Annotated in this window: 25 protein-coding genes and 1 pseudogene; 22 read left to right on the top strand and 4 right to left on the bottom strand. The window is 36.7% G+C overall.

From position 1 onward, the window contains the following. The first annotated feature begins 12 nt into the window (after nt 1–12). The 13 genes from H7U17_RS18255 to H7U17_RS18200 all read left to right on the top strand — a co-directional run bounded on the left by H7U17_RS18255 (nt 13) and on the right by H7U17_RS18200 (nt 17,119). Complete coding sequence (locus tag H7U17_RS18255; protein WP_186758203.1) at nt 13–1,233, top strand: SIR2 family protein; 1,221 nt, start codon at nt 13–15, stop codon at nt 1,231–1,233. Between the two features lie 39 nt (nt 1,234–1,272). After that, nucleotides 1,273–1,857, top strand: a complete 585-nt coding sequence (locus H7U17_RS18250) for a hypothetical protein (protein WP_186758202.1) — start codon at nt 1,273–1,275, stop codon at nt 1,855–1,857. Between the two features lie 460 nt (nt 1,858–2,317). Then, the gene (locus H7U17_RS18245; RefSeq protein WP_186758201.1) at nt 2,318–4,117 is read left to right on the top strand and encodes a type I restriction-modification system subunit M; all 1,800 of its coding nucleotides are present in this window, start codon (nt 2,318–2,320) and stop codon (nt 4,115–4,117) included. Beyond that, nucleotides 4,117–5,370, top strand: coding sequence for a restriction endonuclease subunit S (locus H7U17_RS18240; protein WP_186758200.1), 1,254 nt, complete (start codon nt 4,117–4,119; stop codon nt 5,368–5,370). Before H7U17_RS18245 ends, H7U17_RS18240 begins: the two co-directional genes overlap by 1 nt. Before the next feature lie 2 nt (nt 5,371–5,372). Further along, nucleotides 5,373–6,380, top strand: coding sequence for a hypothetical protein (locus H7U17_RS18235; protein ID WP_186758199.1), 1,008 nt, complete (start codon nt 5,373–5,375; stop codon nt 6,378–6,380). Nucleotides 6,381–6,424: 44 nt separating this feature from the next. After that, entirely contained in the window at nt 6,425–9,364 is a 2,940-nt protein-coding gene (locus H7U17_RS18230) for a type I restriction endonuclease subunit R (RefSeq protein WP_222439241.1), read from the top strand. 18 nt (nt 9,365–9,382) lie between these two features. Next, nucleotides 9,383–9,508 carry a DUF3387 domain-containing protein gene (locus H7U17_RS20570; RefSeq protein WP_222439240.1) on the top strand — a complete coding sequence of 42 codons (126 nt, stop codon included), beginning with the start codon at nt 9,383–9,385 and terminating at the stop codon, nt 9,506–9,508. A 31-nt stretch (nt 9,509–9,539) separates the two neighbouring features. Beyond that, nucleotides 9,540–10,232 (top strand): AbiV family abortive infection protein, encoded by a 693-nt coding sequence (locus H7U17_RS18225; protein ID WP_186758197.1) that lies wholly within the window; start codon nt 9,540–9,542, stop codon nt 10,230–10,232. Nucleotides 10,233–10,306: 74 nt separating this feature from the next. Next, a complete protein-coding gene (locus H7U17_RS18220) occupies nt 10,307–11,095 on the top strand; it encodes a hypothetical protein (protein WP_186758196.1) in 789 nt (262 codons plus the stop codon). Between the two features lie 357 nt (nt 11,096–11,452). Then, entirely contained in the window at nt 11,453–13,963 is a 2,511-nt protein-coding gene (locus H7U17_RS18215; RefSeq protein WP_186758195.1) for a DUF4268 domain-containing protein, read from the top strand. Then, the gene (locus H7U17_RS18210) at nt 13,964–14,695 is read left to right on the top strand and encodes a tellurite resistance TerB family protein (protein ID WP_230981486.1); all 732 of its coding nucleotides are present in this window, start codon (nt 13,964–13,966) and stop codon (nt 14,693–14,695) included. 75 nt (nt 14,696–14,770) lie between these two features. After that, a complete protein-coding gene (locus H7U17_RS18205) occupies nt 14,771–15,442 on the top strand; it encodes a hypothetical protein (protein ID WP_186758194.1) in 672 nt (223 codons plus the stop codon). 597 nt (nt 15,443–16,039) lie between these two features. Continuing rightward, a complete protein-coding gene (locus H7U17_RS18200) occupies nt 16,040–17,119 on the top strand; it encodes a restriction endonuclease (RefSeq protein ID WP_186758193.1) in 1,080 nt (359 codons plus the stop codon). Nucleotides 17,120–17,435: 316 nt separating this feature from the next. Here H7U17_RS18200 and H7U17_RS18195 read toward each other — a convergent pair whose 3' ends face one another. After that, nucleotides 17,436–18,161: an HNH endonuclease gene (locus H7U17_RS18195; RefSeq protein ID WP_222439239.1), complete on the bottom strand. Its 726-nt coding sequence runs from the start codon at nt 18,159–18,161 to the stop codon at nt 17,436–17,438. A gap of 664 nt (nt 18,162–18,825) precedes the next feature. Between H7U17_RS18195 and H7U17_RS18190 the strand changes: the two genes are divergently transcribed. Both H7U17_RS18190 and H7U17_RS18185 read left to right on the top strand, forming a co-directional pair. Next, nucleotides 18,826–19,041, top strand: a complete 216-nt coding sequence (locus H7U17_RS18190; protein ID WP_186758192.1) for a hypothetical protein — start codon at nt 18,826–18,828, stop codon at nt 19,039–19,041. Beyond that, nucleotides 19,041–19,835 carry a zeta toxin family protein gene (locus H7U17_RS18185; protein WP_186758191.1) on the top strand — a complete coding sequence of 265 codons (795 nt, stop codon included), beginning with the start codon at nt 19,041–19,043 and terminating at the stop codon, nt 19,833–19,835. Before H7U17_RS18190 ends, H7U17_RS18185 begins: the two co-directional genes overlap by 1 nt. 295 nt (nt 19,836–20,130) lie before the next feature. Here the strand turns inward: H7U17_RS18185 and H7U17_RS18180 are convergent, their stop codons facing one another. Continuing rightward, nucleotides 20,131–21,189 (bottom strand): Fic family protein, encoded by a 1,059-nt coding sequence (locus H7U17_RS18180; RefSeq protein WP_317172771.1) that lies wholly within the window; start codon nt 21,187–21,189, stop codon nt 20,131–20,133. Between the two features lie 909 nt (nt 21,190–22,098). On the opposite strand from H7U17_RS18180, the gene H7U17_RS18175 reads away from it, so the two are divergent. The 5 genes from H7U17_RS18175 to H7U17_RS20565 all read left to right on the top strand — a co-directional run bounded on the left by H7U17_RS18175 (nt 22,099) and on the right by H7U17_RS20565 (nt 24,253). Beyond that, the gene (locus H7U17_RS18175) at nt 22,099–22,458 is read left to right on the top strand and encodes a helix-turn-helix domain-containing protein (protein WP_186758190.1); all 360 of its coding nucleotides are present in this window, start codon (nt 22,099–22,101) and stop codon (nt 22,456–22,458) included. Between the two features lie 283 nt (nt 22,459–22,741). After that, the gene (locus tag H7U17_RS18170; protein WP_186758189.1) at nt 22,742–23,056 is read left to right on the top strand and encodes a hypothetical protein; all 315 of its coding nucleotides are present in this window, start codon (nt 22,742–22,744) and stop codon (nt 23,054–23,056) included. Nucleotides 23,057–23,109: 53 nt separating this feature from the next. Next, entirely contained in the window at nt 23,110–23,310 is a 201-nt protein-coding gene (locus H7U17_RS18165; RefSeq protein WP_186758188.1) for a hypothetical protein, read from the top strand. Beyond that, complete coding sequence (locus H7U17_RS18160) at nt 23,307–23,783, top strand: stage II sporulation protein M (protein ID WP_186758187.1); 477 nt, start codon at nt 23,307–23,309, stop codon at nt 23,781–23,783. Before H7U17_RS18165 ends, H7U17_RS18160 begins: the two co-directional genes overlap by 4 nt. 179 nt (nt 23,784–23,962) lie before the next feature. Further along, on the top strand, nt 23,963–24,253 hold the full coding sequence (locus tag H7U17_RS20565) for a hypothetical protein (protein WP_222439238.1): 291 nt from the start codon (nt 23,963–23,965) through the stop codon (nt 24,251–24,253). Nucleotides 24,254–24,281: 28 nt separating this feature from the next. Here H7U17_RS20565 and H7U17_RS18150 read toward each other — a convergent pair. Further along, nucleotides 24,282–25,196: pseudogene (locus H7U17_RS18150) on the bottom strand (IS1595 family transposase). 130 nt (nt 25,197–25,326) lie between these two features. Continuing rightward, nucleotides 25,327–25,536 carry an HTH domain-containing protein gene (locus H7U17_RS18145; RefSeq protein WP_186758185.1) on the bottom strand — a complete coding sequence of 70 codons (210 nt, stop codon included), beginning with the start codon at nt 25,534–25,536 and terminating at the stop codon, nt 25,327–25,329. 131 nt (nt 25,537–25,667) lie between these two features. Here H7U17_RS18145 and H7U17_RS18140 point away from each other — a divergent pair, with 131 nt between their 5' ends. After that, on the top strand, nt 25,668–26,261 hold the full coding sequence (locus H7U17_RS18140) for a hypothetical protein (protein WP_186758184.1): 594 nt from the start codon (nt 25,668–25,670) through the stop codon (nt 26,259–26,261). Between the two features lie 513 nt (nt 26,262–26,774). Then, a complete protein-coding gene (locus H7U17_RS18135; RefSeq protein WP_186758183.1) occupies nt 26,775–26,936 on the top strand; it encodes a hypothetical protein in 162 nt (53 codons plus the stop codon). The last annotated feature ends 9 nt before the right edge of the window (nt 26,937–26,945 follow it).

Genomic DNA, 26,945 nt, shown 5'->3' with positions numbered 1-26,945 from the left:
AAAACATAATAAATGGCAATTATTTCTTTTTTACTTGGATCAGGTTTTTCTATTCCTGAAGGGCTACCCTCTGTAAGGCAATTAAACAAAAGGATGGGGAAAATACATGAAAGTGAAATCCTAATTCACACTGATGAGCATGCAATGTTCCTAAACGGCCAGAATGATCCAAATAGATGGAGTAGAAAACATGAAAGATTATTCCTTCAAGAATTTCTTGAATTTTATAATAATGAAGTAATTGATAATCCAGATCATTTCCATTATGAAACATTTTATGATTTTTATTCAGGATATTTGCGTGAGAGGGAAAATAATGATTTAATAGAAAAATTTAATATTGAATTCAATTCCCGATATTTTAAAGGCTCCCAACCTACTCGAAATTGTAGGAGCCGAATTGAAGATTTCAATCGCAGCTTTAACCAATTATTAGGTTCCCAATTACATAACAAGAAATATTTCGAGGATGTTGGTATCTCAGGCCATTATCCTTATAATCCTTTTTTTAGGTTTATAGGGGATTTACTTAGGGATCACAACATTAAAGTTCATACCCTGAACCATGATTTATTTTTTGATTGGGTGGGACGGCACCACTCGGATTTATTTGAGCATTTTTCTGATGGCTTTGAGTTAGCCGGCTCTCCCTTCTACGGGAGTTTAATTCATGATTTTAGAAATGGTAATGAAATTGTTCATAAGAGCTATAAGGTGAAGCTCGAGAGATATACTGGAATCTATGATGGAAAACTTAGTCTTTTTAAGCTCCATGGGAGTATTTTTAATAAAATCATATACCGAAATAACGAAGCTGTTAGAATTAAATCAAATTATGCAATTAGTAGCTATCTTGAGGAGGTTTTTAATGATGAAACGAACAAACATGAATTTCAACATACATGGGATGATGTATCCCCAGATTTTCTAAGTGGAACAACTGAGAAAACAATAAGATATGTAGAAGATGAATACTATGTTAATTTATTCAACCACTTTGAAAGAAATTTACAGCAATCAGAGATTTTAATAGTTATTGGATATGGATTTCAAGACCCGGGAATAAATGAATATCTAACCCAACATTTTTTAAGTAAAGGAAAAAAAATGGTCGTAATTGATCCTTATAAGCCCAAAACTGATTTAATAGATAAATATAAGGCAGTATATATTCCCCATGGGGTTGATCAAATCAGCTATCAGGATTATAGTAAGCTAAATCCAATCCAATAAATTACTATACCTTATCAACTACAAATTATTAATATAAAAATGGATTCATTTAAATTAAGCATTTTCGATATTTTTGGAGCAATTATCCCAGGGCTACCTTTAGTGATATTACTCGCTACATTTATCCAAGCAGAACCATTCTCTATTAGTGCTCTTTCTGGTCAATTACAACATCTAAATGTTTATTCAGCATTATTATTAATTCTAATAAGCTATTTGATTGGTTTTTCCCAGCAGTACCTATCATACGAAATATTTAAAGTATTAATTCAACTATGGGGAAAAAAGAGAACAAAGGGACACCCTATAAGTTTTGGAAAAAGAGGCAAGGAAATTTCACTGATAAGAGAAAAGGCAATTGAAAACAGCAAAGTGTTAAATGTTTTTTTCGCACTTAGAACCATGTGCTACAATGCTTTTTTATCCCTTTTTCTAATATCAGTATTGCTATTTTTATACCAGTCCATATTTTTTACGCATACAAAAGAAACTCTATTTATTGGTTTTCTATCTTTCATTCTATACATTTTATTTTTACGAAGGGCTGTGAGTTATCATGAGTGGGGTCAGGAATTAATAACAAATTCAATAAAAACCATTAAAAAATTAAAGAAAAACAATTGAGAAAAATCGTTTTTTATAATGATCTATGTCGTAAATCTATTTTAAAATATCACATATTTTTGCTGACTGGTTTCTTTTGAAATACTTTGAATATTTGATTCGAATAAAAAGCAGTATTTACTATATTCGATGTTTAATCTTTTTAGCCAACATACTATAATTAGAGATTATTAGATTTTCATGAACCTAGCAGAACAGAAATTCCTCAACGATTTAGATAAAAAACTTTGGAATGTTGGAACAAGCTGCTGCTCAATTAGACATTGACCAAGCAGTATTGAGCAAAATAGAACGAAAGGAAAGCGACCATAGAACCACTAGAAAGCTTTTCTCGCCGATATCGGTTTGACTTAAAGGAATTATTCATCAATTGGAACTCTGAGCGAAGCACAGAATTACTAACAGGTGAAAAAGATATAGAAGAAGTATTAAAAGGATATTAAAAAGTATTAAAGGATAGATGCAAAATTTTAGAGAAAAGGCTGACCTCATTTGGAAAGTTGCCGACTTGCTAAGAGGAGACTACAAACAATCGGATTATGGTAAGGTGATTTTACCAATGACTGTTTTAAGAAGGCTAGATTGTGTCTTAGCTCCCAACAAACAAAAGGTACTGGACTACTTGCCAAAAGTAGCTTCCTTGAAAGAAAGTGCCAGAGATTTAACACTCAACAAAATAGCAGGCAACAACTTTCACAACCGAAGTAAATTCGATTTTGAAAAGCTAAAAGGGGATTCAGATAATATTGCCGTTAACCTTCGCAACTATATCAATGGCTTCTCCACAAGTGCTAGAGAGATTATTGAATACTTCAACTTTGATGACCAAATCGACCGCTTGGATGATCCTAAAACGGATTTGCTTTACAAAGTAGTTAAGGAGTTTGAAGCAATTGACTTAACCGATATGGACACTATGCAAATGGGGTATGTATTTGAAGAGTTGATCAGAAAGTTTGCGGAACAATCCAACGAAACAGCAGGAGAACACTTTACGCCTAGAGAAGTCATTCGTTTGATGGTAAATATCCTTTTCAATGAAGACAAAGAAATACTAACGAAAGAAGGTGTTGTTAAAACTGTCTATGATCCTGCTTGTGGTACGGGAGGCATGCTATCGGTTGCAGAGACTTATTTGAACGAACTCAATAGCAAAGCCAAACTGGAAGTCTTCGGTCAAGAAATAAACCCTGAATCCTATGCTATCTGTAAATCAGACATGTTGATTAAGGGGCAAAACCCTAGCAACATCAAGTTTGGAAACACCTTTACGATTGATGGTTTGGAAGAGGAAAAATTTGATTACATGCTCTCTAACCCTCCTTTTGGGGTGGACTGGAAAAAGGCTTCCAAAATCATTAATGATGAAGCCGCTAACAAAGGATTTGCAGGTCGCTTTGGAGCAGGCACACCAAGAATTAATGACGGTTCTTTCCTTTTCTTACAGCACATGATTTCTAAAATGAAATCAAACGGAAGTCGAATAGGAATTGTCTTTAATGGTTCTCCTTTATTTTCGGGAGCTGCAGAAAGTGGAGAAAGCAACATCCGAAAATGGATTATTGAAAATGACTGGCTAGAAGCAGTGATTGCCTTACCTGACCAATTGTTTTATAACACAGGGATTTCTACTTATATCTGGATAGTGACCAACAAGAAAAGCGAAGAACGAAAGGGGAAAATCCAACTCATCAACGCCACTGGTGAAAAGGACGAAGAATTGCTCAAAGAAGGCAAAATTGAATTCAACCGCTTTTGGGAGAAAATGCAAAAAAGCCTTGGCAACAAGCGAAAACAAGTTGCTGAAAACGGAAACACAAAAGGCATTGGGTTCATTACTAAACTATATGGTGACTTTGAAGAAAACGACTTCTGCAAAATTGTACCTAATGAATTCTTTGGCTATTGGAGAGTAACCGTTGAGCAACCGCTCAAAGAAAATGAAGAAACCGTAAAAGACAAAAAAGGCAACCTAAAGCCAGACACTTCTTTGCGTGAATATGAAAACATTCCATTTCTACAAAAAGATACCGATGGCAATCTCGTTCCTCAAACCATTGAGGAATATATGGAACGTGAAGTAATCCCTCACTTACCCGAAGCATGGGTAGATGAAAATAAAACCAAGATTGGTTATGAAATCAACTTCACCAAGTACTTCTACGAGTTCAAACCACTACGCCCTTTGAATGAGATCAAAGCTCAGATTTTGGCATTGGAAGAATCTATTGTTGAATCTGAAAAATCGGTATTGGACTAATGGAAAGATACCCAGCATATAAAGAAACAGGTATTGAGTGGATTGGAGAAATACCAAATGATTGGACTATCAAGAAAATCAAGCATAAGTGTTCGGTAAAAGCTCGTGTTGGTTGGAAAGGTCTTAAATCTGATGAGTTTCTTATTAAAGGATATTCATATCTCGTGACAGGTTCTGATTTTAAAAGAGACACTGTTGTATGGAAAGATTGTTATCAAATAGACCAAGAAAGGTATGAAGAAGACCCTTATATTCAACTTCAGGAAGAAGACCTTTTAATTACAAAAGATGGAACAATCGGAAAACTAGCGATTGTAAAAAACCTCGATAAACCAGCCTGTTTAAATAGTGGTATTTTCGTAGTTAGACCCACAGAGGATGATTTTACAACTAAGTATTTGTTTTGGTTGCTTAAATCAAAAGCGTTTACTCAGTTCAATGATTACACATCTTATGGTTCTACAATACAGCATTTGTATCAGAATGTATTTGTGGAATTTTGGTTTCCCTTTCCAACATTGGAAGTTCAAACCCAAATTGCCAACTACCTCGAAACTAAAACTGCTGAAATAGACAACATCATAGCTGCCAAGAAAAAACTTATAGCACTCTATGAGGAAGAAAAAGCAGCCATCATCAACCAAGCGGTGACCAAGGGCATCAACCCAGATGTAAAACTAAAACCATCTGGTGTGGAATGGTTGGGGGATATTCCTGAGCATTGGGAGGTAAAGAGATTGAAATTTGTCTCATATTTTCAAAGAGGTCATGATTTATCCTCTTCCAATTTTATAAATGGGGATATCCCAATTTATGGATCTAATGGAATTATTGGGTATCATAACACTTTTACTTCCAAAGGCCCATCAATTACTGTTGGAAGAAGTGGTAGTGTTGGAGAAGTGAATTTTGTAAAGGAAGACTTTTACTGGGCACATAATACCTCGCTCTTTTTATTAGAGAATTATGGAAACAACGTAGAATACCTTTTTCATTTATTAAAATGCCTGGATCTAAAATCATATAGTGCGGGTTCGGCTGTTGGCTCACTCAATAGAAATAAAATCCATGAAATAAAAGTCGCGGTACCACCAAAAGGCGAGCAAGATTCTATTTTGGATGAAATCAAAAATGAGCTTGGAAGAGTAAATTCAAAAATGACGAAAGCCCAAAAACTAATCGAATTACTAACCGAATACCGCACCACACTTATCAGTGAAGTGGTAACAGGTAAAATAAAAGTAACAGCATAACTATGACACTCTGCGTAGCATGGATAAGACAAGTTGAAGATACCGAAGAATTGGTATTTGCAACAGACAGTTGCCTAACAGGTGCTGGTGAAAAATGGGATAATGGTGTAAAGCTTTTTGAACTACCAAACAGAGATGGACTAATTTGCTTTACAGGAACTACGTCAAGGGCTTATCCACTTATTCTTAACTTAATCTCATCAATAAACCATGATGAGCAGTTTAAGAAAAACTTTGCCTCTGTAGTTGATTTAAAAGACCATATTCTTGACTTATTCTCTGACTTAATAAAATCAATAACTGATTTCGTTGAAGACAAGCATACAATAAGAGGAGAAGCCCGATTCTTGTTTGGTGGTTGGGACTGGAAAGCCAGCCAGTTTAGAATCTGGTATGTACTATACAATTCAGATAAGGAATGCTTTGAAGCAAGTGAGTTAACCGATGATTCACAGAAAACAAATTTCTATGTGTTTATAGGAGAGGCAAAAGATATTGACATTGAAGAAGAGGCTCAAACAAGATTTACTAACTTATTGATTAAAGAAAATAAGCTCCATAATAAACTTAATATGGAGCCTTTGAAGATTTTAAGAGAGGTTTCATTAGATTCTGATATACAAGGTGTATCAGGTAGTTTGCAAATAGCTAAAGTTCATAAGTCTAACCAATCAGAATTCTTTGGAATTTTCTGGCCTTCCAGCAAAGGAAAACCGCATTTTCAGGGAAGAAAGTATAAACTCACGGAAAAGCCTTCTGTTCAATATTTTGATCCGGATACATTTGAAATTTTAGAATTAGACATTCCATCTAAATTGAACTCCATTGAACAAGATGCATTTGGAGAAGATTTGGAATTTGTGAAATCATGTTATCCGAAAGGAATTTTAAAAGAAGGGATTACAGATAGAGAAAAGCATAAATTAAAGGTAATTATCAAAGAATTAACCTATGCAGATTTTCTAGCCAAAGAAACGCTAGACAATAATGAAAACTCAGAAGAAGGATGAGTATAACAACAGAAAACACATTTGAGTCGGCTATCATCCAATCATTGGTTGCAAGTGGTAGTTATCAAGAAGGGCAAGCGGCACAATACAGTACAGAACTAGGCTTCTTCAAAGAAGATATACTGGCATTTTTACAAGCGACACAGCCAAAGAAATGGGAAAAGTTAGCCACTATTCACGGAGCAGAAGTAAACAATAAAGTATTACAACGCCTCTACAAGGAAATGGATTTGAGAGGCAGTTTGGATGTACTCCGAAATGGATTTGTAGATTATGGTGTTCGTTTTCAAATGGCATTTTTCAAACCTGCTTCTACACTAAACCCAGATGCTTCTGTCTTGTATGACCAAAACATCTTAAAAGTCATTCGTCAGGTATATTACACCACAAAAAACAAGAATTCCGTTGACTTGGTTTTGGCTTTAAATGGTATTCCTGTTGCTACTCTAGAGTTAAAAAACCATTTCACTGGTCAATCCATTGAAAATGCTAAACGCCAGTATAACACCACAAGAGATAACAAAGAATTACTTTTTGCTTTCAAAAAAAGAGCTTTAGTTCATTTTGCTGTAGACCAAGACGAGGTGTTCATGGCAACTAAAATTGATGGAGGTAACACCTATTGGCTTCCATTCAATAAGGGGTTTAATAACGGCAAAGGAAACCCTCCAAATGAAGGAGGATATAGAACCGCCTATCTCTGGGAGCGAATCTTGCAAAAAGATAGTTGGATGGAAATCATTCAACGTTTTGTGCATTTACAAACCGAAGAAATAGAAGTTGACGGCAGAACTTTTAAGAAAGAAAAACTCATATTCCCTCGCTATCATCAATTAGATGTGGTTCGAGAGATTACAACCAATGTTGCCACAGTTGGTGCTGGACATAATTACCTGATACAACACTCAGCAGGTTCTGGGAAAAGTAACTCCATTGCATGGTTGGCTTATCGTTTGTCAAGTCTGCACAACGCAGAGGATGAGAAGGTGTTTAATAGTGTAATTGTAGTTACAGATAGAAAAGTCCTAGACCAACAGTTACAAAAAACAATTTACCAGTTTGAGCATAAAACAGGAGTTGTTCAAAAAATTGATGAAGACAGTACACAATTAGCTACCGCTATCACTCAGGGTGTAAATATTATCATTACAACCCTTCAAAAATTCCCGTTTGTGATTGATAAAGTTGCAGACTTACCCGAAAGAAAATATGCTGTCATCATAGATGAAGCACACAGTTCGCAAGGTGGTGAAGCCAGTAAAAAGATGAAGGAAGTGTTGGCATCCAAATCATTAGAAGACGCAGAACAAGAGGAGGCAGATACAGACGATTATACTGCGGATGATTTTGTGAGAGAACAAGTTGAAAAATCAGCAGCTTCAAGAGGTCAGCAACCAAACATTTCTTTTTTCGCTTTCACAGCAACACCAAAATACAAAACCTTAAAAGTATTTGGTCGTGAAGATGCCGAAGGGAATCCAAGACCTTACCACTTATATTCGATGCGTCAAGCAATCGAAGAAGGTTTTATCCTTAACGTTTTAGAAAATTACACTTCTTATGAATTGTATTTCAAATTGAATAAAGCGATTGAAGAAGACCCTAAGCTAAACAAAAAGAAAGCTTCGAGAGCAATTGGTCGTTTTGTGTCCCTTCACCCTTATAATCTCTCTCAAAAAACAGAAATCATCATTGAGCATTTCCGCCAAGTAGTGGCTAAGAAATTGGGAGGTAGAGCCAAAGCAATGGTGGTAACTGGTTCTAGACTACACGCAAAAAGATACTTTGAAGAATTTCAAGAATACATTTTTGAGAAGGGTTATGATAAAGAGGTTAAAGTTTTAGTTGCCTTCTCGGGTAAAGTCGTAGACGACAACACACCCGATGGTGTTTCTGAGCCACAACTTACAGGTTACGGAACAAAGGAACTACCACAAGTTTTTAATTCGGATGATTACAAAATCCTGATAGTTGCTGACAAGTATCAAACAGGCTTTGACCAACCGCTTTTGCATACCATGTATGTTGACAAAAAGCTGTCAGGCGTAAAAGCTGTCCAAACACTTTCAAGATTGAATAGGACAGCTCCTGGCAAAGAAGATACTTTTGTGCTGGATTTTGTAAATGACAGGGAGACGATTTTTGAATCATTTCAACCCTACTTTGAAATGACAACTGTTAAGGACGAAACAGAACTCAATCACCTGTATGACTTAAAAGCTAAACTTGACGAATTTCAAATCTATTGGGATTCTGAAATCAATTCCTTTGCCAACGTATACTTCAAGCCATCAACTAATTTGAATGTGCGTGACCAATCAAAACTCTATTCATTCATTGATCCTGCTGTAGATAGATACAGAGCTATTCAAGAAGTTGAAAAGAAAGAAGAATTCAAAAAAGCCATTAGAACATGGACAAACTTGTATTCATTTTTAGCTCAAATCATGCCTTTCAAAGATGCCGAATTTGAAAAATTCTATGCTTATGCCAAGCTGTTACAAACAAGGTTGCCAAAACGTGATTTAACCGAATCATTCCAACTGTCAGACGAAGTAGCTCTTGAGTATTACAGACTTCAAAAAGTAAAAGAAGGCTCTATTGACTTAATAACAGGAGAAAATGGTGAACTCAGTGGTACTTCAGAAGCAGGTCTTAAAAGACCGAAAGACGAAGAAGCAGCACTTTCCGAAATCATAGAAGTACTCAATGACCGATTTGGGACAGAATTTGAGGATGCGGACAAACTTTTCTTTGACCAAATAGAGTCCGAATTGATGGAAGATGAGACATTGCAAACACAGGCAAAAGTGAACAAAATGGATACGTTCAAATTCGCCTTTGAAGAAATGTTTATCAGTAAACTCATTGATCGAATGGAAGATAATCAAGAGATATTCGAAAGGATATTAGAAGACAAAGATTTCGGAGGATTGGTGAAAGAAATAATGATGAAGAAAATTTATAAGCAGATGAATAAATGATTTCAGCACTACTTAGCAATGCATATTAGCAAGTCATTTATGCTCATAGGTAGATATGGATACCCACCAGATTTTTCACAGGAGGCTATTGATTTGGTGCTGAAACAAACCACTGCTTTGGCCGATATATGGACAGAGGATTAATAGATTTTCAACTATTCACAAACCAATAATTTTGAGCAAAACATTTAAGCAAATCAGCCCAAAAGAAGCTTATAACAGCTATCAAGCGGTATTGGATAATGGCCGTAATTTGATAAAATACGGTACACTTTTAGGCCAGCAAGGCAACAATGGTGTGGCCTGCTCCCTACTGATTTTGGGGGGAGAGGAACTGGTAAAGTCAGGTGTACTCTTTTTGCTCGGCCACGGAGTAGAATTAATGAAGATAAAGGAAATGGAAAAGGTGTTTTTCAATCATAAAGTAAAACATGATACTGCCTTTTTTCCAGAATTGATAGGGATTTTTGAGTATTTCTTGCAAGCACAAGAAATACCGAAAAACAAAAAGAGTTCTTTTTTAGATGATTTCGGACATTTTCTAAGTCAAGCATTAATGGTTTTAAGTGGCCTAAAGCAAGTTGGTGAAAATCTCGATTGGTGGGAAAATGCTGATAATTTAAAGAAGCAGGGTTTTTATGTTGATTATAAGGATGGCTTGATTAGCCCAAAGGAAATCACAAAAGCCCAATATGAAGAAACCAATGAGATCATTAAGGGGCTTTCCATTAAAATAAGGGTTTTACCAATCCTTTTTCGAGCCTGGTCTGATGATGAAAAGTATAGAGTCGTTCAAATGTTGAACCAAGGGATTGATCTTAAGGTCAAGATGTCAGCAGAAAGGAAAAAGTTGGTTAATAAAAAGTAAGTTTGGTTGATTAAGCTTATATTTTATTTGAGGAAATTCCAGTAACCTATTTCAAACTTTTAATTATAAACCTTATGAACCTCAAAGGCGGCGTATTGATTATTGGCTCATTGTTTTGGCAAGACTATAGGGATAATAAAAATGATTCAAAAGATAAGAAAAGAAAGGAGTGGCGCGATAAACATCTAGACATGACCAGTGCAAAAGATGTTGTGGTTCCTATCCGGTATGGTCGCTTTTCTTCTAAGGATGGAGGGACATATACTATGGTATTTGATCCTGCCCTCAATAGAGATCAATATGGTGTGGCGAAGGTGGTGGGTTTTAAACGGGCCATAACCTCACTTGATGATTTGACTGCAGAGGCCAAGGAATTATCTAAAGCAGAGGGTAAAGGCACGAAATTGATCAAAGGAATTCAAGATGGAAACGATGCTTGGTGTGTTTGTACGATATTATTTCACCCTAAGCATAAAGGAGAGGAAATTGCCCAGCTAAAGAAAAAATGGTTAGACAAAGTAAAATCTACTGAAGATAAACATGATAAGATTAAAGGAATATTTGAAGCTCCTGAAGCGTATATGCTAACCGCTACAGGTGAGTTGGAAATCCCCTGGCCCGAGGGTTTGGATGATTTGGATTTTTTGTTGGCAACTTCTACTAAGTCAGGAGATGAAAATGGCATTAATCGGATTATAACCCCTAAGAAAATTGCTAAATATATTCCTAATCGAGATTATGTAATTCCGAATATTAAGCATGGGATACGGACTTTTCAGGATGAGGAGGTGTTAGGGGCATATATCGCTACTCTATCAGATGGAGAGGAAAAGGAGATATTAAGAGGGTTAATAGCGGAATAACTGGAAAATTTGGTGAAGGGTATTGATTAGGAGATCACAATTAGTCATTTTGAACTGAAAATGATTGGGTTCAATAATTGCATAACAGTTTTAATATAAAACATCAATAAGTAATATTTTTCAGCCTAGATTTTCATGGAACCATCGTTTGGGGGGGCAATTAATGCATAATAACAACAGATGGGCTCGTTAAGGAGTGAATCAGAACAGCATTTCGGGGCGAGTCCTTTGTGTTTTAGCCCCTCAGATTTTGTTGCCCCTTCCCCTTTTTATTTTTACCTTTTTGAGGTTTGTTTTTCATAATATTTGTGATTGGTTAAATTAGAGGAATTGTTTTTATTTCAAAATTGAGTTTTTATGAATGCCAATCAACTTCAAATAATTAGCTTTTTACAAACACCCAAAATACAATTCTTAATTCCAGTTTATCAGCGTAATTATGATTGGACACTATCAGAATGTAGGCAGCTACTAAATGATATCATACTGGAAGAAACCACAAAGAAAGGCACCCACTTTATCGGCAGTCTAGTATACATCCATGAGGGAAACGTGCTCATAGGAGATGTACAAAAACTCGTCATCATAGACGGCCAACAGAGGTTAACCACCATCAATATTCTTTTGGTTGCATTATATCGATTTGCCAAGGAAAGGGGAGATCAGGAAGTTTCTGAAATGATATTCAATCAATTTCTTTCTAACCAATATGTAAGGAATGAGAGACATAAATTGAAATTGAAACAAACAGATCCTAACTCACGTGCTTTTCATGCTATCCTTAATGGAAATGAAAAGGGTTATGATGGTTTTTCCAATGTTATTGAAAATTACTATTATTTCACAAGGTCTATCAATGAAGATAATTTTTATACCATTCTCAATGGATTGGAAAGGTTAATATTCGTAGGTATTTCGCTCGAAAGAGGAAAAGATGATCCTCAACGAATCTTTGAGAGTTTAAACTCCACCGGATTGGATCTATCACAGTCGGATCTAATCAGGAATTATATCCTTATGGATTTAGAGCCTGAGGAGCAAGAACGGGTATTTGAGACTATTTGGAACCCCATAGAAGAAAATGCGCGGGATCATGTCAAAAAGAGCTCTCTGGTTTCGGACTATATAAGGGATTATCTGACGCTAAAAAACAAAAAGATCCCCAATAAGAGCAGGGTCTATGAGGAATTTAAGCAACTCTATAGCAATAAGCGGGAGGATGCCTTTTACCAAGAGCTAGAAAACATTAAGTCACTTTCTTTTCAATATAAGAAGTTGGTCAACCCGGGAACAGTGCCTGACAAGAAAATACGAAAGGAGTTGGAGCATATCAATAAGCTGGAGATCAATGTAGCTTATCCTTTCCTTATGCAGGTCTTTGAAGACCAAGAGAATGGGGTGATTAGTTCCGAAATGGTGGTCAACATCCTTCAACTCATCCAGAGTTATGTATGGAGGAGGTTCATCATGGGGCTTCCTACCAATGCTTTGAACAAGGTTTTTATGACCTTATATGCTGAACTGGACCCGGAGGAATACCATGACTCACTTGCCAGGGCACTAGCCAGGAAAAAAGGTTCTGCCAAGTTCCCCAGCAATGAGGAAATCAAGATCGCACTGAAAGACAAGGATGTCTATAATATCCAGTCAAAAAACCGAAATTACTTTTTTGAGCTACTGGAAAACTTTCAAAATCCTGAATATGTGGATACTTCCAATGAGGCCATTACCATTGAGCATATTTTTCCAAGAAACCCTCATGAAAGGTGGAATGATACTCTCTCTCCTGAAGATTATTTTGACTTCAAGGAAAAATACCTAAACACCATAGGTAACCTGACCTTATCAGGCAATAATGGGGCTTTGGGCAATAAGCCGTTTCTTGAGAAACAAAGCATGAATATGGACGAAAAGCAGCAGGGATATCTATATAGTAGGCTTTGGCTGAATAGTTACTTAAAGGAGATTGCTGACTGGAACCTTGACACCTATGAAAGACGCTTGGGCATTATTTATGACCGATTTTTGAAGATTTGGAAATTCCCTGAAGTGAACCTCGAGGAGTGGCAAGAAGAGTTGGAAGAAACCAACATCTTTGAGGCGGATAGCCCGACCTATAAGAAACTGGACTATTTCATATTTGAGGACACCAAAATAGAAGAGGATGCGGTGGCCCAGATGTATTTTTATGTAATCAGAAGGCTATTTGAAAGAAATTCGGCCTTGCTGCTTAATGGGCAAGATATCCTTAAAATTTCCAAGAAGCGTGAGGATTTTAGGTATGCAGAAGAAGTGATCAATGGCAAATTCATTGAGGCCAATATAGACAGTAACAGTAAATTCGGTATTCTTAAAAAACTCCTGAAACTTTATGAGATGGAGGATGACTTGATGATCAAATATCAATCCGGCTTGGTCAATAATGGAGAGCCTGGTCGGTATACCATTCGAAAGAAATACTGGCAACAGCTTTTGCCAAAATTAAATCATACTCCCTTATTCAAAAATGTCAATCCAACTAAAGATCATTGGCTAAATACCGGTGCAGGATTAACAGGGCTACTTTATACGCTTACGATCACCAAGTCATGTGCAAGAATCGAATTAGGCATGACCAGTTCTAATAAAGATCAGAACAAGCTTTACTTTAAAAAGCTATTGTCACAAAAGGAGGCTATAGAATCGAAATTTGGACAATCCTTGGTTTGGGAAGAACTGCCTGACAGTAAAATGAGCAAGATTAAAATAGAGCAAAATGGCCTAAGCCTATTCAATGAAAATGACTGGGAAAGTATGAATAGTTTTTTTATTGAAACTTTGCCAAAGTTTTATGAGACGATGGATGGTTTTGTATCAAGGCTGAAATAAATGATGAAAAAGATGTTAGGATTTTTTTTAATTATAGGAGGGGGGATTATGCTCACTGCAGGAATTTTGATGGTAGCACAAGTGCCTAAAGCATCTGGTCAAAATCTTGAGGATGCTATTGCTCTGGCTATGGTGGATGGACAACTGACCCCCAAAGAGGAAAGTATGATCCGTGAGTTGGCCAAGCATCAAGGTGTGGAGGTAGATCCATTAATAGAAAAGCTAAGAGCAGACTTGGCCACTTCTTCTGAAGAATCAGAAACTACCCTAGTGGATATCCAACAAAAAGCGGGACTGGATTTTGAAAAGTATGTGGTCAAGAAGTTTGACAAGGAATATTTCACCTTAAAACAATGGGCTGGTGATAAGTATACAGAGGGCCGATATGCAGAAACCACCCAGCAACCTGATTTACAGCTAGAACTCCGACTCAAGGGAAACAGCTATGCCTTGGCTGTGGAATGTAAATGGAGAAAGCAAACTGAGGGAGATTTTATCCGTTTTGCCAAAGATGAGCAATGGAAGCGTTACCAGGAATTTCAGGACACAAGCGGAACACCGACTTTTATAGCCTTAGGAGTGGGAGGTCTTCCATATTCCCCTGATGCCCTTTATGTCATACCCGTAGAGGCTTTCAGAAAGCCCATACAGCACAAGGCCAACCTTCAAAAATATTGGAAATCGCCAGAAAGTAATTTCTTCTTTGATGCCGAAAAAGTGGTTTTGAGGTGAGTTAGGTTTTAATTCCAGAAATTAAAGGGACAATGTTATTACAAGAGGATTATACTTTTATATCAAGAAACTAAGATGACTAAAGCAGAAGTAGAAGATTATATAAAAAGCAATACTGAAGATAAGATTCATTTTTATTTGGATCATCTTATCTCCAAGAGTAATGATTTAGCTAAAGAAACTAATAGGTTGGGGATAATGATAATTGTGCTCTTGCTACTTTTTTATTTGATTGAAGGCACCTACGTAGAGTCAATAAATGTTGGGCCGATTCATATTAAGGATATAACCTCTATCCAAATTTTTGTCCCTCTTGTATTAGCCTTCCTAATTCTCCGGAATCAGATAGTTAGTACTCATAAATCTGAAATAGTAAGAATATTAAAGGTGTTTTCCAGGACATATTTTAACTATGAAAACAAAAATTTAGGCTATACTTCTCCCGACGATTTTACCAGGACTTTAATGCCTATTTCCATATACAGTGAACTATATAAAGTAGATGCAAAACGAAATAATTTCGTTGGAAAAACAAGTGCTATAGTTATGGGGCTGTTGGCATTAATTGTTAACCTGACTCCTTTCGTTTTTGAAATAATTTGGCTCAAAGAATTATTCAGCAACTTTGATAATTATGACTTTGTGGGAAATTCGGTTATCATTATTACCGTCTGGATTTTGGTTATTTCAGTATATTATTTTTTCAACGATGTCATCAGTACTTCTAAAGAAGTTTATTCTTCATAATTTTTCATAGAAATAGAAATAAACTATAAATCAAACATTAAAATTTTATGATAAATTTCATCGCAACCTCATGAAACGCCTTAATCCCCTGACAGGGGTGAAGAATGCTTTTTTACCCATATATCCGGAAAATTTGTAACTCCCGTTTTCGAAATATAAAGCTGTCTTTAGGTTTTAGAAATACATAATATTTTCAAGAATTAATTTACCCGTAGGCAAAGTATCCCCTAGACATCCCCTAGGTATCTATAATGGAACTGCTAAGTAGTAGTAAAGAGGAGACGTAGAGGGAACACCGAGGAGACGTCGTGAGGACGTCCAGGAAATGTCCAAATTTTATTTTGGGGTTTATAGGAGGGAGAATAGGGTAGGGTCTGGCCTGTAAGCTTGCTACTTGCTAAAAACAGTCGCTGACTGTTTTCTTTACGCTCGTCCCTTCTATGTGGGGTATTTTATTTGTTTTGGGTAATCACTAAATTTAGAGGGGAGATTAGATTGAAAATGGCCTTGTTTTTACTTTGGAACAGATATTTAAGCATCCATTATAAAATGAGTATAATAGCAAAACATATTTAAACCAATACATACGTCAAAATAATGGAATCAAAAAAGCAATTAAGGAAACCAGAAAATTGGGATGATTTTGAGAGTTTATGTAAAAAGCTTTTTGGAGAGATTTGGGATTGTAAAGAAATAAAGAAGAATGGTAGAAATGGGCAATTACAAAATGGAGTGGATATTTATGGAATACCAGACGGTGAAGATTCATATTATGGAATACAATGTAAAGGTAAAGATGAATATTCACACAAACAGCTTTCCGAAAAAGAGATTGACAAAGAAATAAGTTTAGCAAAAGCATTTAAGCCAGCTTTAAAAAAGTTTTACTTTGCAACTACAGCTAATAAAGATTCTAAAATCGAAGAATATATTCGTATTAAGGATATAGAAAATAGAGAACTGAAATTATTTGAAATTCATTTATTTTCATGGGAAGATATTGTAGATTTAATTGATGAAAACAAAGAAACTCATGATTGGTATCTAAGTTTACAGAATTTTAAAGTTAAATCTGATGTTCTTGTTAGTTTTGAAAAGAATCTATTTGAATTGATTGAATCTGTACCATTTCACGAACAATATACTTACTATCAATTAGGTTCTAAACCAACGAGTATTTTTGATTATACTACGTACAAATCACCTATAATTGAAAATACTTTCATTAGAAGTGAGAACAAAAGCTACTGTAGATTTAAATTGAAGTTGAAAAACACAGGGAATGCACCAATCGAGAATCCTAAACTTATTATTTTAACTAAAGGAACATTTCAAGAAATAGGAGACGAATATGTAGATTCAATTGTTATTCCAGCTAATTATAAAACGGATATAGAAATAAACCATTCACAAGGTGATTTTTTTGTTTGTCCACACAGAAATACTCTTGCTCCTGGAGAAGAATATATTAGTAGCATAATTTGTATCAAACCTAATTTTGAAGGTGCCAATATTGAATTAATTTGGAAGTTAGTGTCGAACAATTATTGTAAAGAAGGATTGCTAAATATTAAAATAAAAACTTACCTAGTCCCAAAGCAAGTAAATAAATATGTAGAATTTAAACATCATGAAAGAGTAGAAAAGAAAATAGTAGACTACATTGAAGACAATTAAATTAACAAATGAGAAAGCATATATAAGTATGTACATCATGCCCTGATAAGCAGAGAATACCTCTTCACCCTACTATTCTGGGAATTTGAAATTCCTGTATACGGATTTTATAGTTGTCGTTGGATCGTTAAAATATTTTCAAAAATTAATTTACCTGAAGGTAACGTATCCCATGACAAGCCCTATGTCATTCATTGTCTTCTTAGCAGGGGAAATACCTTTTATTATCGGGCTACAATAAAGTTCTTCAGAAGTCAGTACTTTGGCCCTTGCTTGGTTGTTATTTTCATCCTTGAAGTTTATTTGATAGGAATAATTATAATTTAAGCTGTGATTTTAAGTTGCCAACCGATAGGGTTTCAAAGCTTTTGTGTAACATTCTATGGCAATTAGAACAGACCAAAGCCAAATCTTCCAATCGTGTATCGACCCTTCCATCAAAATCAGATAAAGCTACTTTGTGATGGCATTCTATATATCCTGCCCCTAAATCACCATATTTTACTTGGAAATTAAAATCACAGGCTTCGCAATCCAAACTACCATATTTTTGAAGGTGTTGCGATTTCTTTTTTAGCACAAGTTTACTGTTGCGCTCTCGGTATTTGTGCAATCTATACAGGACTTTTCCTTCTTTAAAGATAAAATCCGATTCCTCATCGTTTTCAGGAGTCTCATAGAGCTTATTACTGAGATTTATGTCTTTGACAGCATTTCTGATAGAATCGGCAATTTTCTTTAATTCAAATCGCTTCCCATCAAATTCTTTGAAAACCTGCTCGTCTAGCTTGCTATAGCTTTGCATTCCTTTTCCATGATATTCGGGGTCTATCGCAAGAAAATTGCTCAACTTTAGCCCAACTCCATTTGGGTTTCTGAATTTGACCGCATCAGGCCTTATATCAAAAATAGGTAAGCGATTTAATAATTCCGATAATTCAATCACTGCTGGGTTTCTTCCATGAATTTGACCCGGCTCTAAGGAATGATACAAATCAAGAGCAAGAATAATTTCATCTCTGTGCCACTTAGGATTACGCATTAATGTTATAATGTTATGTTTAAAAATTCAATTGAAGATAGTAAAACATAATCTTAAAAAACACCCTACTATCCCTGGAATTTGTAATTCCCATTTCCTGATTTTATAGCTGTTTAGAGATTGTTAAAATATATAATATTTCCAAGAATTAATTTACCTGAAGGTAAGGTATCCCCAAGACAAGCCCTAGTTATATGGTAGAAAGATGTAATGGAGAAGGAGGGTGAGGGAAGTTTAATTGTTGAATTGTCGAATCGAGGGATTGGGGAATTGTGAATTGGGAGGGGATTTCGGTAAGGGGGAAAGCGTGTTGATTATAGAGATGAGGATGTAATGGATTGTAATTCTCAGGGTAGGATAATGGGGTTGATCGGAGTCTGGAGACCTGTCTGCTGCCAGGCAGGCTCCTATTATATTAAGTTCCAAGTCACCGCTGTGCTAAAGACTTGGAACAACGGGCTGTTTTCTTTACGCTCGTCCCTCCTATGTGGGGTATTTTATTTGTTTTTTTTGGGGGGTAGTTTTTATCGAACGTTTTAATTTTTTTTATCCGGTTTGTTTGACATTAATAATGGGTTTTGAACAGTCTTTCTATTATCTGCGTTATATCATTTAATGGAATGTAGTTGTAGTTAGTCTCTATTTTTATAATATTGTAAGTGTTATGAGTAAAGATAAGTTAAGATATATCAGCACCCGTTTGGTAGAAAGGAAATCATCCAAGGCCTTTAAGGAAGGGGCCAAGAAAGCCATGGAGATCAATGGATATGTGATGGTAGCAGAGAACGGTTGGGTAGTCAAAAAATATGAAGATGGACATATAGAAAGAGTAAAGGAAATCAGCCATGGAAGTGATAACCAAAAATTGATTCTGGACTGATGACCAAACGTATGCGAATATTTGCTGGTCCCAACGGTTCAGGCAAAAGTTCCATCATAAAAGCCATTAGAAATACCGAAGTTCAAAGTGGTAAAACACTGGACTTCGGTATTTATATTAACGCAGACGATATAGCTCAAGACCTTTACAATAGTGGGCTTGATTTTTCTATTTATAAAATAATGTATGATCAACAGGAGTTTGAGGAAGTTGTTCATAATTCCGGATTGATTAGAAGTGAATTTCCGCTACCGAGACTACTGCAATGCATAAAGGTATCCAATAACCGTTTAAAGGTTATTCGAAAAATTGCAGATGAAAAGAGTGACAATCCTTATGAAAGAATTGCCCAAATACTGGCTGATTTTTTAAGAAAGAAATTATTGAAAGAAGGAGTGAAATTTTCCTTCGAAACGGTTTTTTCTCATCCGAGCAAAGTAGCTATCATCAAACAGGCTAAAGAAGCGGGTTATAAGGTTTACCTTTACTTTGTTTCCACAGAAGATCCAACAATAAATGTTCACCGGGTAAAGAAGGTCAGAGTTCCCCAGGATGGACACGATGTTCCAGAGGATAAGATTATTGACAGGTATTACCGCTCTATGGATTTGTTATACGAGGCAGCCCAACATTGTTACCAGGCTTATTTTTTTGATAACTCAAAAGAAGGAGAACGGCATAATCTATTTGCACATTTCAAGCTTAATGCAAGTGGAAAGAAGGTTTGGAATGATATCAAAAATGAAGAAGTGCCGGAATGGTTCAAGCATTATTATTCGGGAAAAATTGGTTGAATTATTAAAATCGTCGCTCCTAGGAATAGTATATCTCTTTTTGCTTTTACTCGAGGAAATCACAATTCCAGTTATGCTGAGCGAATTATAATCTAGTGAGCAGGTAGTAGTAAAGAGGAGACATAGAGGGAACACCGAGGAGATATTATGTTTCTGACTGTTTTTTGCAAAGGAATTGACGAATGTTTAATTGGTATATTTGCAGAAATGCAAATATGGAAATCTATATTTGTAGTTTAAGTGATTTTTGCAAATATGGGGTTTTTTATTTGTGGTTGGGACGTAAAAGAGAAGGTTATGTGTTAAATAACCTGATGTATTCCCCAAAGGCATAGATGCGGTTACGTTTGTATCCGGTAAGTTCTTCCAAAATCTCCATTTCCATTAGGTCCTTAATTAGGCGATTTGCAGTAGATGCATGAACACTTAATATTTCAGCGACTTTGGCGCCATCAATGATCGGGTTTTTATATAGCTCACTCATTAGTATTTTCGCATCCTGTTGCCGCTTACCTAACAGAATCAACTGTGTAAGTTCGACCCGATCACGTAACTTAACGATATTTTGAAAAGTTTGAATACTGGATTCTGTCGTTTCGATAACACCTACAAGGAAGTATTCGATCCAGGTTTTTAGGTCATTTTTTTCTCTGACCCGCATCAGGTTGTCATAATAGTCCCTTCTGTTTCTTTCAAAGAAATCGGACAGGTAGAGTGTCGGTTTTCTTAATAGGCCTTTATCCAATAGATACAATGTGATCAATAGCCTTCCAATTCGACCGTTTCCGTCCAGAAATGGATGTATGGTTTCAAACTGGTAGTGGATCAGCGCGATTTTAATAAGGTGCGGTACAAATGTGGGGATGTCTGCATTGTCAGCATGAATAAACTCTTCCAGATCGCTCATTAATTCTGGTATTTCCTGATGAGTCGGTGGAACAAAGATGGCATGTTTGAGACTTGGCCCTATCCAGTTTTGACTAGTTCTGAATTCTCCAGGTAACTTTTCTTTTCCGCGAACACCTTGAAGAAGTGTGGCGTGTGTTTGTTTGATTAATCGGGTAGAAATCGGCAATCTTTCCATTTCCTGAATGGCTTGGTTCATAGCCTCAATATAGCAGTGTACTTCTTTCCAATCATCCCTTTTTTCCGGATCCAAATCTTGCTCTTTGATAAGTGCTTCCTGAAAAGAGGTCTGAGTTCCTTCTATTTTACTGGATACAGTAGCTTCCTTAGTGATATGCATCATGATGAAAAAGTCAATATCTGGTATTAAATCAGAAAAAGCATCCAGCTTGCCAAGACTACGGTCGGCTTGACTTAATAGGGAGGATAATTGAGGGTCTGTTGATATCCACTAATGATTGATCAGTTCAGGGCTGAAGCTTCTATATTCCATTCGCTTGATCCAGTTACCAGATTGAAAACTATTGATATCTTTTACTTCCATATAGAACTTGCAATTAAGTTGTATTGTGTTTGCGTATTTTATTGTTATTGCAAATAAAAATAATTGTATTTGCGTTTTGTTGATTTATTGCAAATATAAAATGTTTTATATGCAGGAATTAAGTAGATAGAAAGTAGATTTAAAGAGGAGATATTGGGGGAATACTCAAGAGAGGTCATGAGAACTATCAGGAAAGGTCCAATTTTTATTTGGTGTTTTTGGAGGAAGAAGAGTAGGACCTACCCTGCAAGCTGGCTACTCGCTAAAAACAGTCACTGACTGTTTTCTTTACACTCGTCCCTCCTATGGATGCTCCCAGTCCTATCCGATGCCTAGTATACTATGCGTTTACTTTTGGCTAAAATCTAAGAAAACGTGGTACTTTTTGGAGAGGGTTTAGGTGGGCAGTGTATTCCTGATAGGGTGTGTTTTTTTATCGAGACTCCTTCTTATATTTTTATCAATGATCATCCATGTGCCATTTCGGTACATGATAAGGGACTGTAATGTAAAATGACCAAGGAAAGAAATAGAGGAAAGCTTATGCCTATAACAATATGACAGGGTGTTCTCCATGCCTGACAGGATTATATGCATTTCTCAAAGCATGAACTAATTCTTGATTCGCGAATCAAGAATTTTTTAATAAAGGAAATGAATATCCCTCACTTCTGATATCAGTGTGATAATATCTGATCCCTCATTTTTAAATTAATAAAAGAATTATTTCACCCTACTATGGTCTAGCTGGTGAAATTATCTCGATTAGTAATCGTACCATTTGTTTTGCTCATATTCAAACCAATTTTATCTATGGACTTAAAATTTGAAGACCTTCCTCAAGCAGTATCACAGTTAATTGAGCAAAACAAGTTGATTTTAAATGCGATTGATGAAAATGAGTTTTCTGAAAACCAGATAGAAGAGGTGTTAAACCTTAGTAGGATTTGTGAATTGTTGGAATTGAAAAGGCAAACCATCTACAGTTATGTATCCAGGGGACTGATTCCTTATCATAAAAAGGCAGGCAAACTTTATTTTTTTAGACAGGAAATCAAAGAGTGGATCAAATCTGGGAATAAAAGTGAAAAAATCGAAGGGGTTAGCTTTAATCCTAGAAGACAAAATGATTACCGAATTCCGAAATCACTTGCCGACCTGGCTACTATTTGATTCGGACTGGATGTTTACCGGTCAGGCAAGGCCGTTCCTAAAATATTGTGACATGATCGTGTCAGTCTGGCGTATCTCTTGGATGGAAAACGGCATGAAGGCAAGAACAATTACCCTTTGTACAGGTTCCAAAAACACCCCTGTGAAACAAGATTTATTAATGAAAATGAATCATGTGAATCCAAGCTGGAATCGCTGATTTCTAAAATTTCATGAAAAAACGTGGTTATTTTATTGATTTTTTTGAATTAATCATATAAGTTGGAGGTTTTTATAAAAAATCATGGAAAGAAAAGAAAAATTTCAATGTCCAAATTGCGGAACGAAATTGCCGTTCATGTTCGTGGTTAAGATCAAAAATAACCATGAATTTGACTGCCCAAGCTGCGGCGCATCCCTCGTGCCCGAAAAGACAAAATCATTCACATGGGGATACATTATAGGCCTCCTTGCCTTTCTCGTTCCATTTAATTTCATGCTCTATTTTGAGGACAATTTCTTACTGGCCCTCATGGTAAGCACCATGTGTGGCCTGACAGCGATTTTTCTAGTTTCAGTTTATGTTTATTCTAACACTCGTTTAACCAAATCAATTTAACCATGAAAAAGAAGTTGACAAGTTTTGTAGCCCTTCTGGGAATTTGCGGCTGCATGGCGTTAAGTTCTGGCTTGACCGACAACAAAGTATGGGCTGGTATTAGTTATCTGGCCTCTAATCGAGGGGCTTCTGCCGAGGCTGGGCTGGCAATCAATGCAATTGGTATTATAGATGCCGCTGCATGGGGATTCGGCGTTGGCATGGTAGCTGGGCCAGTCGCAGGAACGATGGCTGGAGTCGGTGCTGGCTTATGAAGCCATTTATCCTGATAGCGGCTGTGATTTACACAATCGGGCTGCTTGTGGGATTCCATATTGAACCCGTACTGGCAGAGAGTGCCGATACGGGCTCTTTTAGTGTCTGGGATATAGCAAAAAACAACCTTGCTTCTGTGATTATCAATATTATTGGTGGCTTGTCCTTGGGTGTCGTATCCGTCATGAACACAGTTTACAACGGAGTGATACTAGGATATGCGTTGTCTATCATCCTTGACCACTACCCCGTCCGTCTTGTAGCAAGGCACTTGTTGCCGCACTCAATCGAGATTGTCGGCATAACCCTGTCCTGCGCCTTGGGTCTGTATATAGCGTATTTCGTGTTTAAGACTCTGCTAATGAATAGGCAAATGCAATTCCAGACAAGGCCGTTTGTGATCTGTTTTGCCCTTACAGTAATCATCATAACAGTTGCCGCCGCCCTTGAGGTACATGTAAGCATGTCATGAAACTATCCATTGCACTAATCGCCACAGCTTCAATATTGTTTTTCCTAGTGTCCCACAGGACATTCGGGCTAAATCCGCATGACTCCGAGTTATTCAGACTGTTTTCAGGGGTGAGCAATACAATTGCTTTTTTTATCCCGTTAACAATGCTGATCTTCTGCCTGTTGACTTCTGCCCTTATGTTTACTATACTGGATGAAAAGTACGAACCACCCAAGATGGTACGGATTATCGGACTTTCGTTCGTTCCGGTGATCCTGAATTGCGTGGTATGTTTGGCTATCCTGTATGATATTTCACTAGGATTAACCCTTGAGGATATGCAGGGCATAAGCCTAATTGCGTGGGGTGGTTTTTATATTATTCTGGCCATATTTACGAAAATAGAGTTTGAGATTGATCCTCTAAAAGCGATTGTTATTTCTATTTTTCCAAGCCTAATGGTAATTATTGGCAAGTTTTTGTTTTAGTAATCCTTCACCAAATTAAGAAATATGATTATCCGCAATCATGCTGGTAAGGATAAATAGGAGCAACGATGAGCCTGTTAAATAGTTTTTGACCGAAATATCTCCTGTTGAGCTTGTAACAGAACTCATCCAGATAGTTTTACATCATCCTTTCACTTATCATATGATATATCTGCAGGTGTTTCTTTAAATTGCTTATCGCAATGTGTGCCCATTTGAGGTTGAAGTGCCCCTTTTCGGTTCCCGAGATCTCCTTGATATGCACATCTATACAGTCACTCAGGTCTGAGAAGGTGGTGCTCATATCTGTTTGAAGCACTGAGTTTGGATCAATAAATTCCTTGACCAAATTCTAGGCAGTTTTCGCCTCCAGGTTCTTTATCTTCTTCATCTTAAAATATCTACAGCTTTTGTTGGACTTGCCCGTTTCAAGATCTTCCAAAACCGTTGATTCGGCCATTACGGCCACAATCGACCGTTTTTGGCTGCCCCTGCCTCGTTTGAGCTTGTTCGGGCTTTTGGTGGCTTTGCCCACAAAAGCCTCGTCATACTCGACCATGTCTTCAAGCCTGTAGATATCATCGCGTTTCCCCATAACCTTGCGGAGCTTATGGTACATCCTGAAAACAGGTTCATATCGCTTCATGCCCAGCTGCCTTTGCAGTTCCGATGCACTGAAGCCCTTCTTGGTGGCTGTATTGAAGGTCATGGCCAACAACCATGTCCTGATCGGAAGGTTACTGTTTTCCATAACCGTACCACTTTTGATGCTTGTCCTGAAGCTGCAGGAAGAGCATTGAAAGAACTTTTTGTTGGCCAACCAATAATGCTTGGTACAGTGGCATCTTTTACAGACAATACCACCTTGGCCCCTTTTCTACCTGATAAACTCGACACAGGAAGATTCGCCAGGAAACCGATTGATGAAGTTGATGATATTCATGGTCAGAACCGTTTGTTTTGACCTAATTTATAGATAGTAATAGCTAAATTGAAGCAATGGACACCAACTGTCAATGTTAATTTATTTGGCTACTGGTGCAATTGCGGATATACATAAAAACAAATATTATCTAGTCGATATTACCCTTTTGAGAGCTATTAACAATACGGACTAAATGATTCCATTCTCCTCCTCTATCTGGCTCAATTCTCTCCAAAACACCCTCATGATTTAATTTAGCTATGTTTTTTCCTACACCCCGGTGGCTCATACTAATTTTCTCTCCGATCTCTGAAGCCGAAATCGCACTATCCTGATCAATAAGTTGTATTATCTTCAATTCATTTTCTCCGTAACCGCCCTATTAACCACACAACACGCGGTTAATAGGGTGGTTACAAATATGGAGGGGAATATTTAGGGATTGTCGAGCTTAAACTCAACGAGATTAATGAAGAAAGCCTGCGCCAATTGCAGGATTATCTCAATGTAAGGGGGCAAATTTTAGCGATTGGTGATAACTGGAATGAAGAAAACCCGCCAAAATGGGTGGGAGTATTGGTTGGCAGCTCCATTAGTCCCAGGTTACAAGAGTTGCTGTCCAATGGGTATGAATTCGATGGAATTCCCATTGCAGGAATGACAATAAGGCGTTTTAGGAGTGAGGGGAATGAAATTTTTGTAGTGGCCGACACTTATTTCAAATTCAACTATACCACAAAGGACTATTCAAAATTTATCTTCAATGGTGAAGAATTCAATAAAGGAAGATTGGTGAATGCAGTAATGAAGCATTACGTAGAAATGAATCCAAACATATCTTTCGCTAAGCTAAGCCACGATTTTCCTAAATGGGTTCAAGGAAGCTTTGGTGTATTTACCACAGTAGAAGAGGCCGAAGATATTTTTCAAAGATGGGGACATAAGCGGCATTATATAAAACCTGAAGAGACCATTAAACTAGACGACCAGACCATTGCTACCTGTACCCAATGGAATCCTGAAAACATTCAAAAGTTCATTGATCAAGCTCAAAAACATGGGATGGTTATAGAAGTTAAATAAGTTTGTACCACAAATACTGAGGGGTAAATATTCGACTAATTTACTCACGGGTTGGAAGTTCAGTTAAACTTAGGGCGGTCAGGTTTACCAAAACTTCCATCTTCTCTTTTTTGCTTTCTGTTCTTTTCCATTGATGAAAAGAACCAAAAATCTAGGCCTGTGGAACATCCTTAAAATTGGTCATTTTCATTTTCGATTTCGATACATATATCCAATTTGATTTTGTGCCAATTGTTCCATGCTAAAAATGAGTGGATCTCGCTCGTCCACTTCGCAAGCTAACTCATTTCCTTAACGCCTTCAACAATTGACTCAAAAACGGATGTTCCAATGGCCAAATAATTGGGGTTCGACGGGCGTTTCGTTTTTTTAGGGAAAAGGTGGTAATAAAGGGAAGATGTAGTGGGAACGTCTAGGGAAGGTCCAAATTTTATCTCATTGTGTTATAAATAGCTGATTAGTAATGGTTGGGAATGTTTAAATACTTTTCGTGAAATTCACTAACTTTGTAATATGAAGGAAAAGAAAGACGATATCACTAGACAGGTAGAAAACTACAAACGTAAGATGAAGTCACAAATGCCTAAAATAAGGAAGGAAATTAAGGTATATGAAAATAACGTGGCTATGGGAATCCAAAACAAACATCCTCAAATAGCTCCTGAATTTAAATAATTCATGCCT

It is taken from the genome of Echinicola salinicaeni (genome assembly GCF_014280965.1).
Classification (GTDB): domain Bacteria; phylum Bacteroidota; class Bacteroidia; order Cytophagales; family Cyclobacteriaceae; genus Echinicola; species Echinicola salinicaeni.
The sequence above is the reverse complement of the archived record's forward strand: the minus strand, read 5'-3'. Positions and strand labels throughout refer to the sequence as shown.

What these genes read in the sequence shown, in the direction of transcription:
- H7U17_RS18250 (WP_186758202.1), top strand. Translation starts at nt 1,273, where the DNA reads ATGGATTCATTTAAATTAAGCATTTTCGATATTTTTGGAGCAATTATC.
- H7U17_RS18215 (WP_186758195.1), top strand. Translation starts at nt 11,453, where the DNA reads ATGAATGCCAATCAACTTCAAATAATTAGCTTTTTACAAACACCCAAA.
- H7U17_RS18235 (WP_186758199.1), top strand. Translation starts at nt 5,373, where the DNA reads ATGACACTCTGCGTAGCATGGATAAGACAAGTTGAAGATACCGAAGAA.
- H7U17_RS18245 (WP_186758201.1), top strand. Translation starts at nt 2,318, where the DNA reads ATGCAAAATTTTAGAGAAAAGGCTGACCTCATTTGGAAAGTTGCCGAC.
- H7U17_RS18165 (WP_186758188.1), top strand. Translation starts at nt 23,110, where the DNA reads ATGGCGTTAAGTTCTGGCTTGACCGACAACAAAGTATGGGCTGGTATT.
- H7U17_RS18185 (WP_186758191.1), top strand. Translation starts at nt 19,041, where the DNA reads ATGACCAAACGTATGCGAATATTTGCTGGTCCCAACGGTTCAGGCAAA.
- H7U17_RS20570 (WP_222439240.1), top strand. Translation starts at nt 9,383, where the DNA reads ATGCATATTAGCAAGTCATTTATGCTCATAGGTAGATATGGATACCCA.
- H7U17_RS18220 (WP_186758196.1), top strand. Translation starts at nt 10,307, where the DNA reads ATGAACCTCAAAGGCGGCGTATTGATTATTGGCTCATTGTTTTGGCAA.
- H7U17_RS18135 (WP_186758183.1), top strand. Translation starts at nt 26,775, where the DNA reads ATGAAGGAAAAGAAAGACGATATCACTAGACAGGTAGAAAACTACAAA.
- H7U17_RS18190 (WP_186758192.1), top strand. Translation starts at nt 18,826, where the DNA reads ATGAGTAAAGATAAGTTAAGATATATCAGCACCCGTTTGGTAGAAAGG.
- H7U17_RS18175 (WP_186758190.1), top strand. Translation starts at nt 22,099, where the DNA reads ATGGACTTAAAATTTGAAGACCTTCCTCAAGCAGTATCACAGTTAATT.
- H7U17_RS18205 (WP_186758194.1), top strand. Translation starts at nt 14,771, where the DNA reads ATGACTAAAGCAGAAGTAGAAGATTATATAAAAAGCAATACTGAAGAT.
- H7U17_RS18200 (WP_186758193.1), top strand. Translation starts at nt 16,040, where the DNA reads ATGGAATCAAAAAAGCAATTAAGGAAACCAGAAAATTGGGATGATTTT.
- H7U17_RS18240 (WP_186758200.1), top strand. Translation starts at nt 4,117, where the DNA reads ATGGAAAGATACCCAGCATATAAAGAAACAGGTATTGAGTGGATTGGA.
- H7U17_RS18160 (WP_186758187.1), top strand. Translation starts at nt 23,307, where the DNA reads ATGAAGCCATTTATCCTGATAGCGGCTGTGATTTACACAATCGGGCTG.
- H7U17_RS18210 (WP_230981486.1), top strand. Translation starts at nt 13,964, where the DNA reads ATGATGAAAAAGATGTTAGGATTTTTTTTAATTATAGGAGGGGGGATT.
- H7U17_RS18170 (WP_186758189.1), top strand. Translation starts at nt 22,742, where the DNA reads ATGGAAAGAAAAGAAAAATTTCAATGTCCAAATTGCGGAACGAAATTG.
- H7U17_RS18195 (WP_222439239.1), bottom strand. Translation starts at nt 18,161, where the DNA reads ATGCGTAATCCTAAGTGGCACAGAGATGAAATTATTCTTGCTCTTGAT.
- H7U17_RS18255 (WP_186758203.1), top strand. Translation starts at nt 13, where the DNA reads ATGGCAATTATTTCTTTTTTACTTGGATCAGGTTTTTCTATTCCTGAA.
- H7U17_RS20565 (WP_222439238.1), top strand. Translation starts at nt 23,963, where the DNA reads ATGTTTACTATACTGGATGAAAAGTACGAACCACCCAAGATGGTACGG.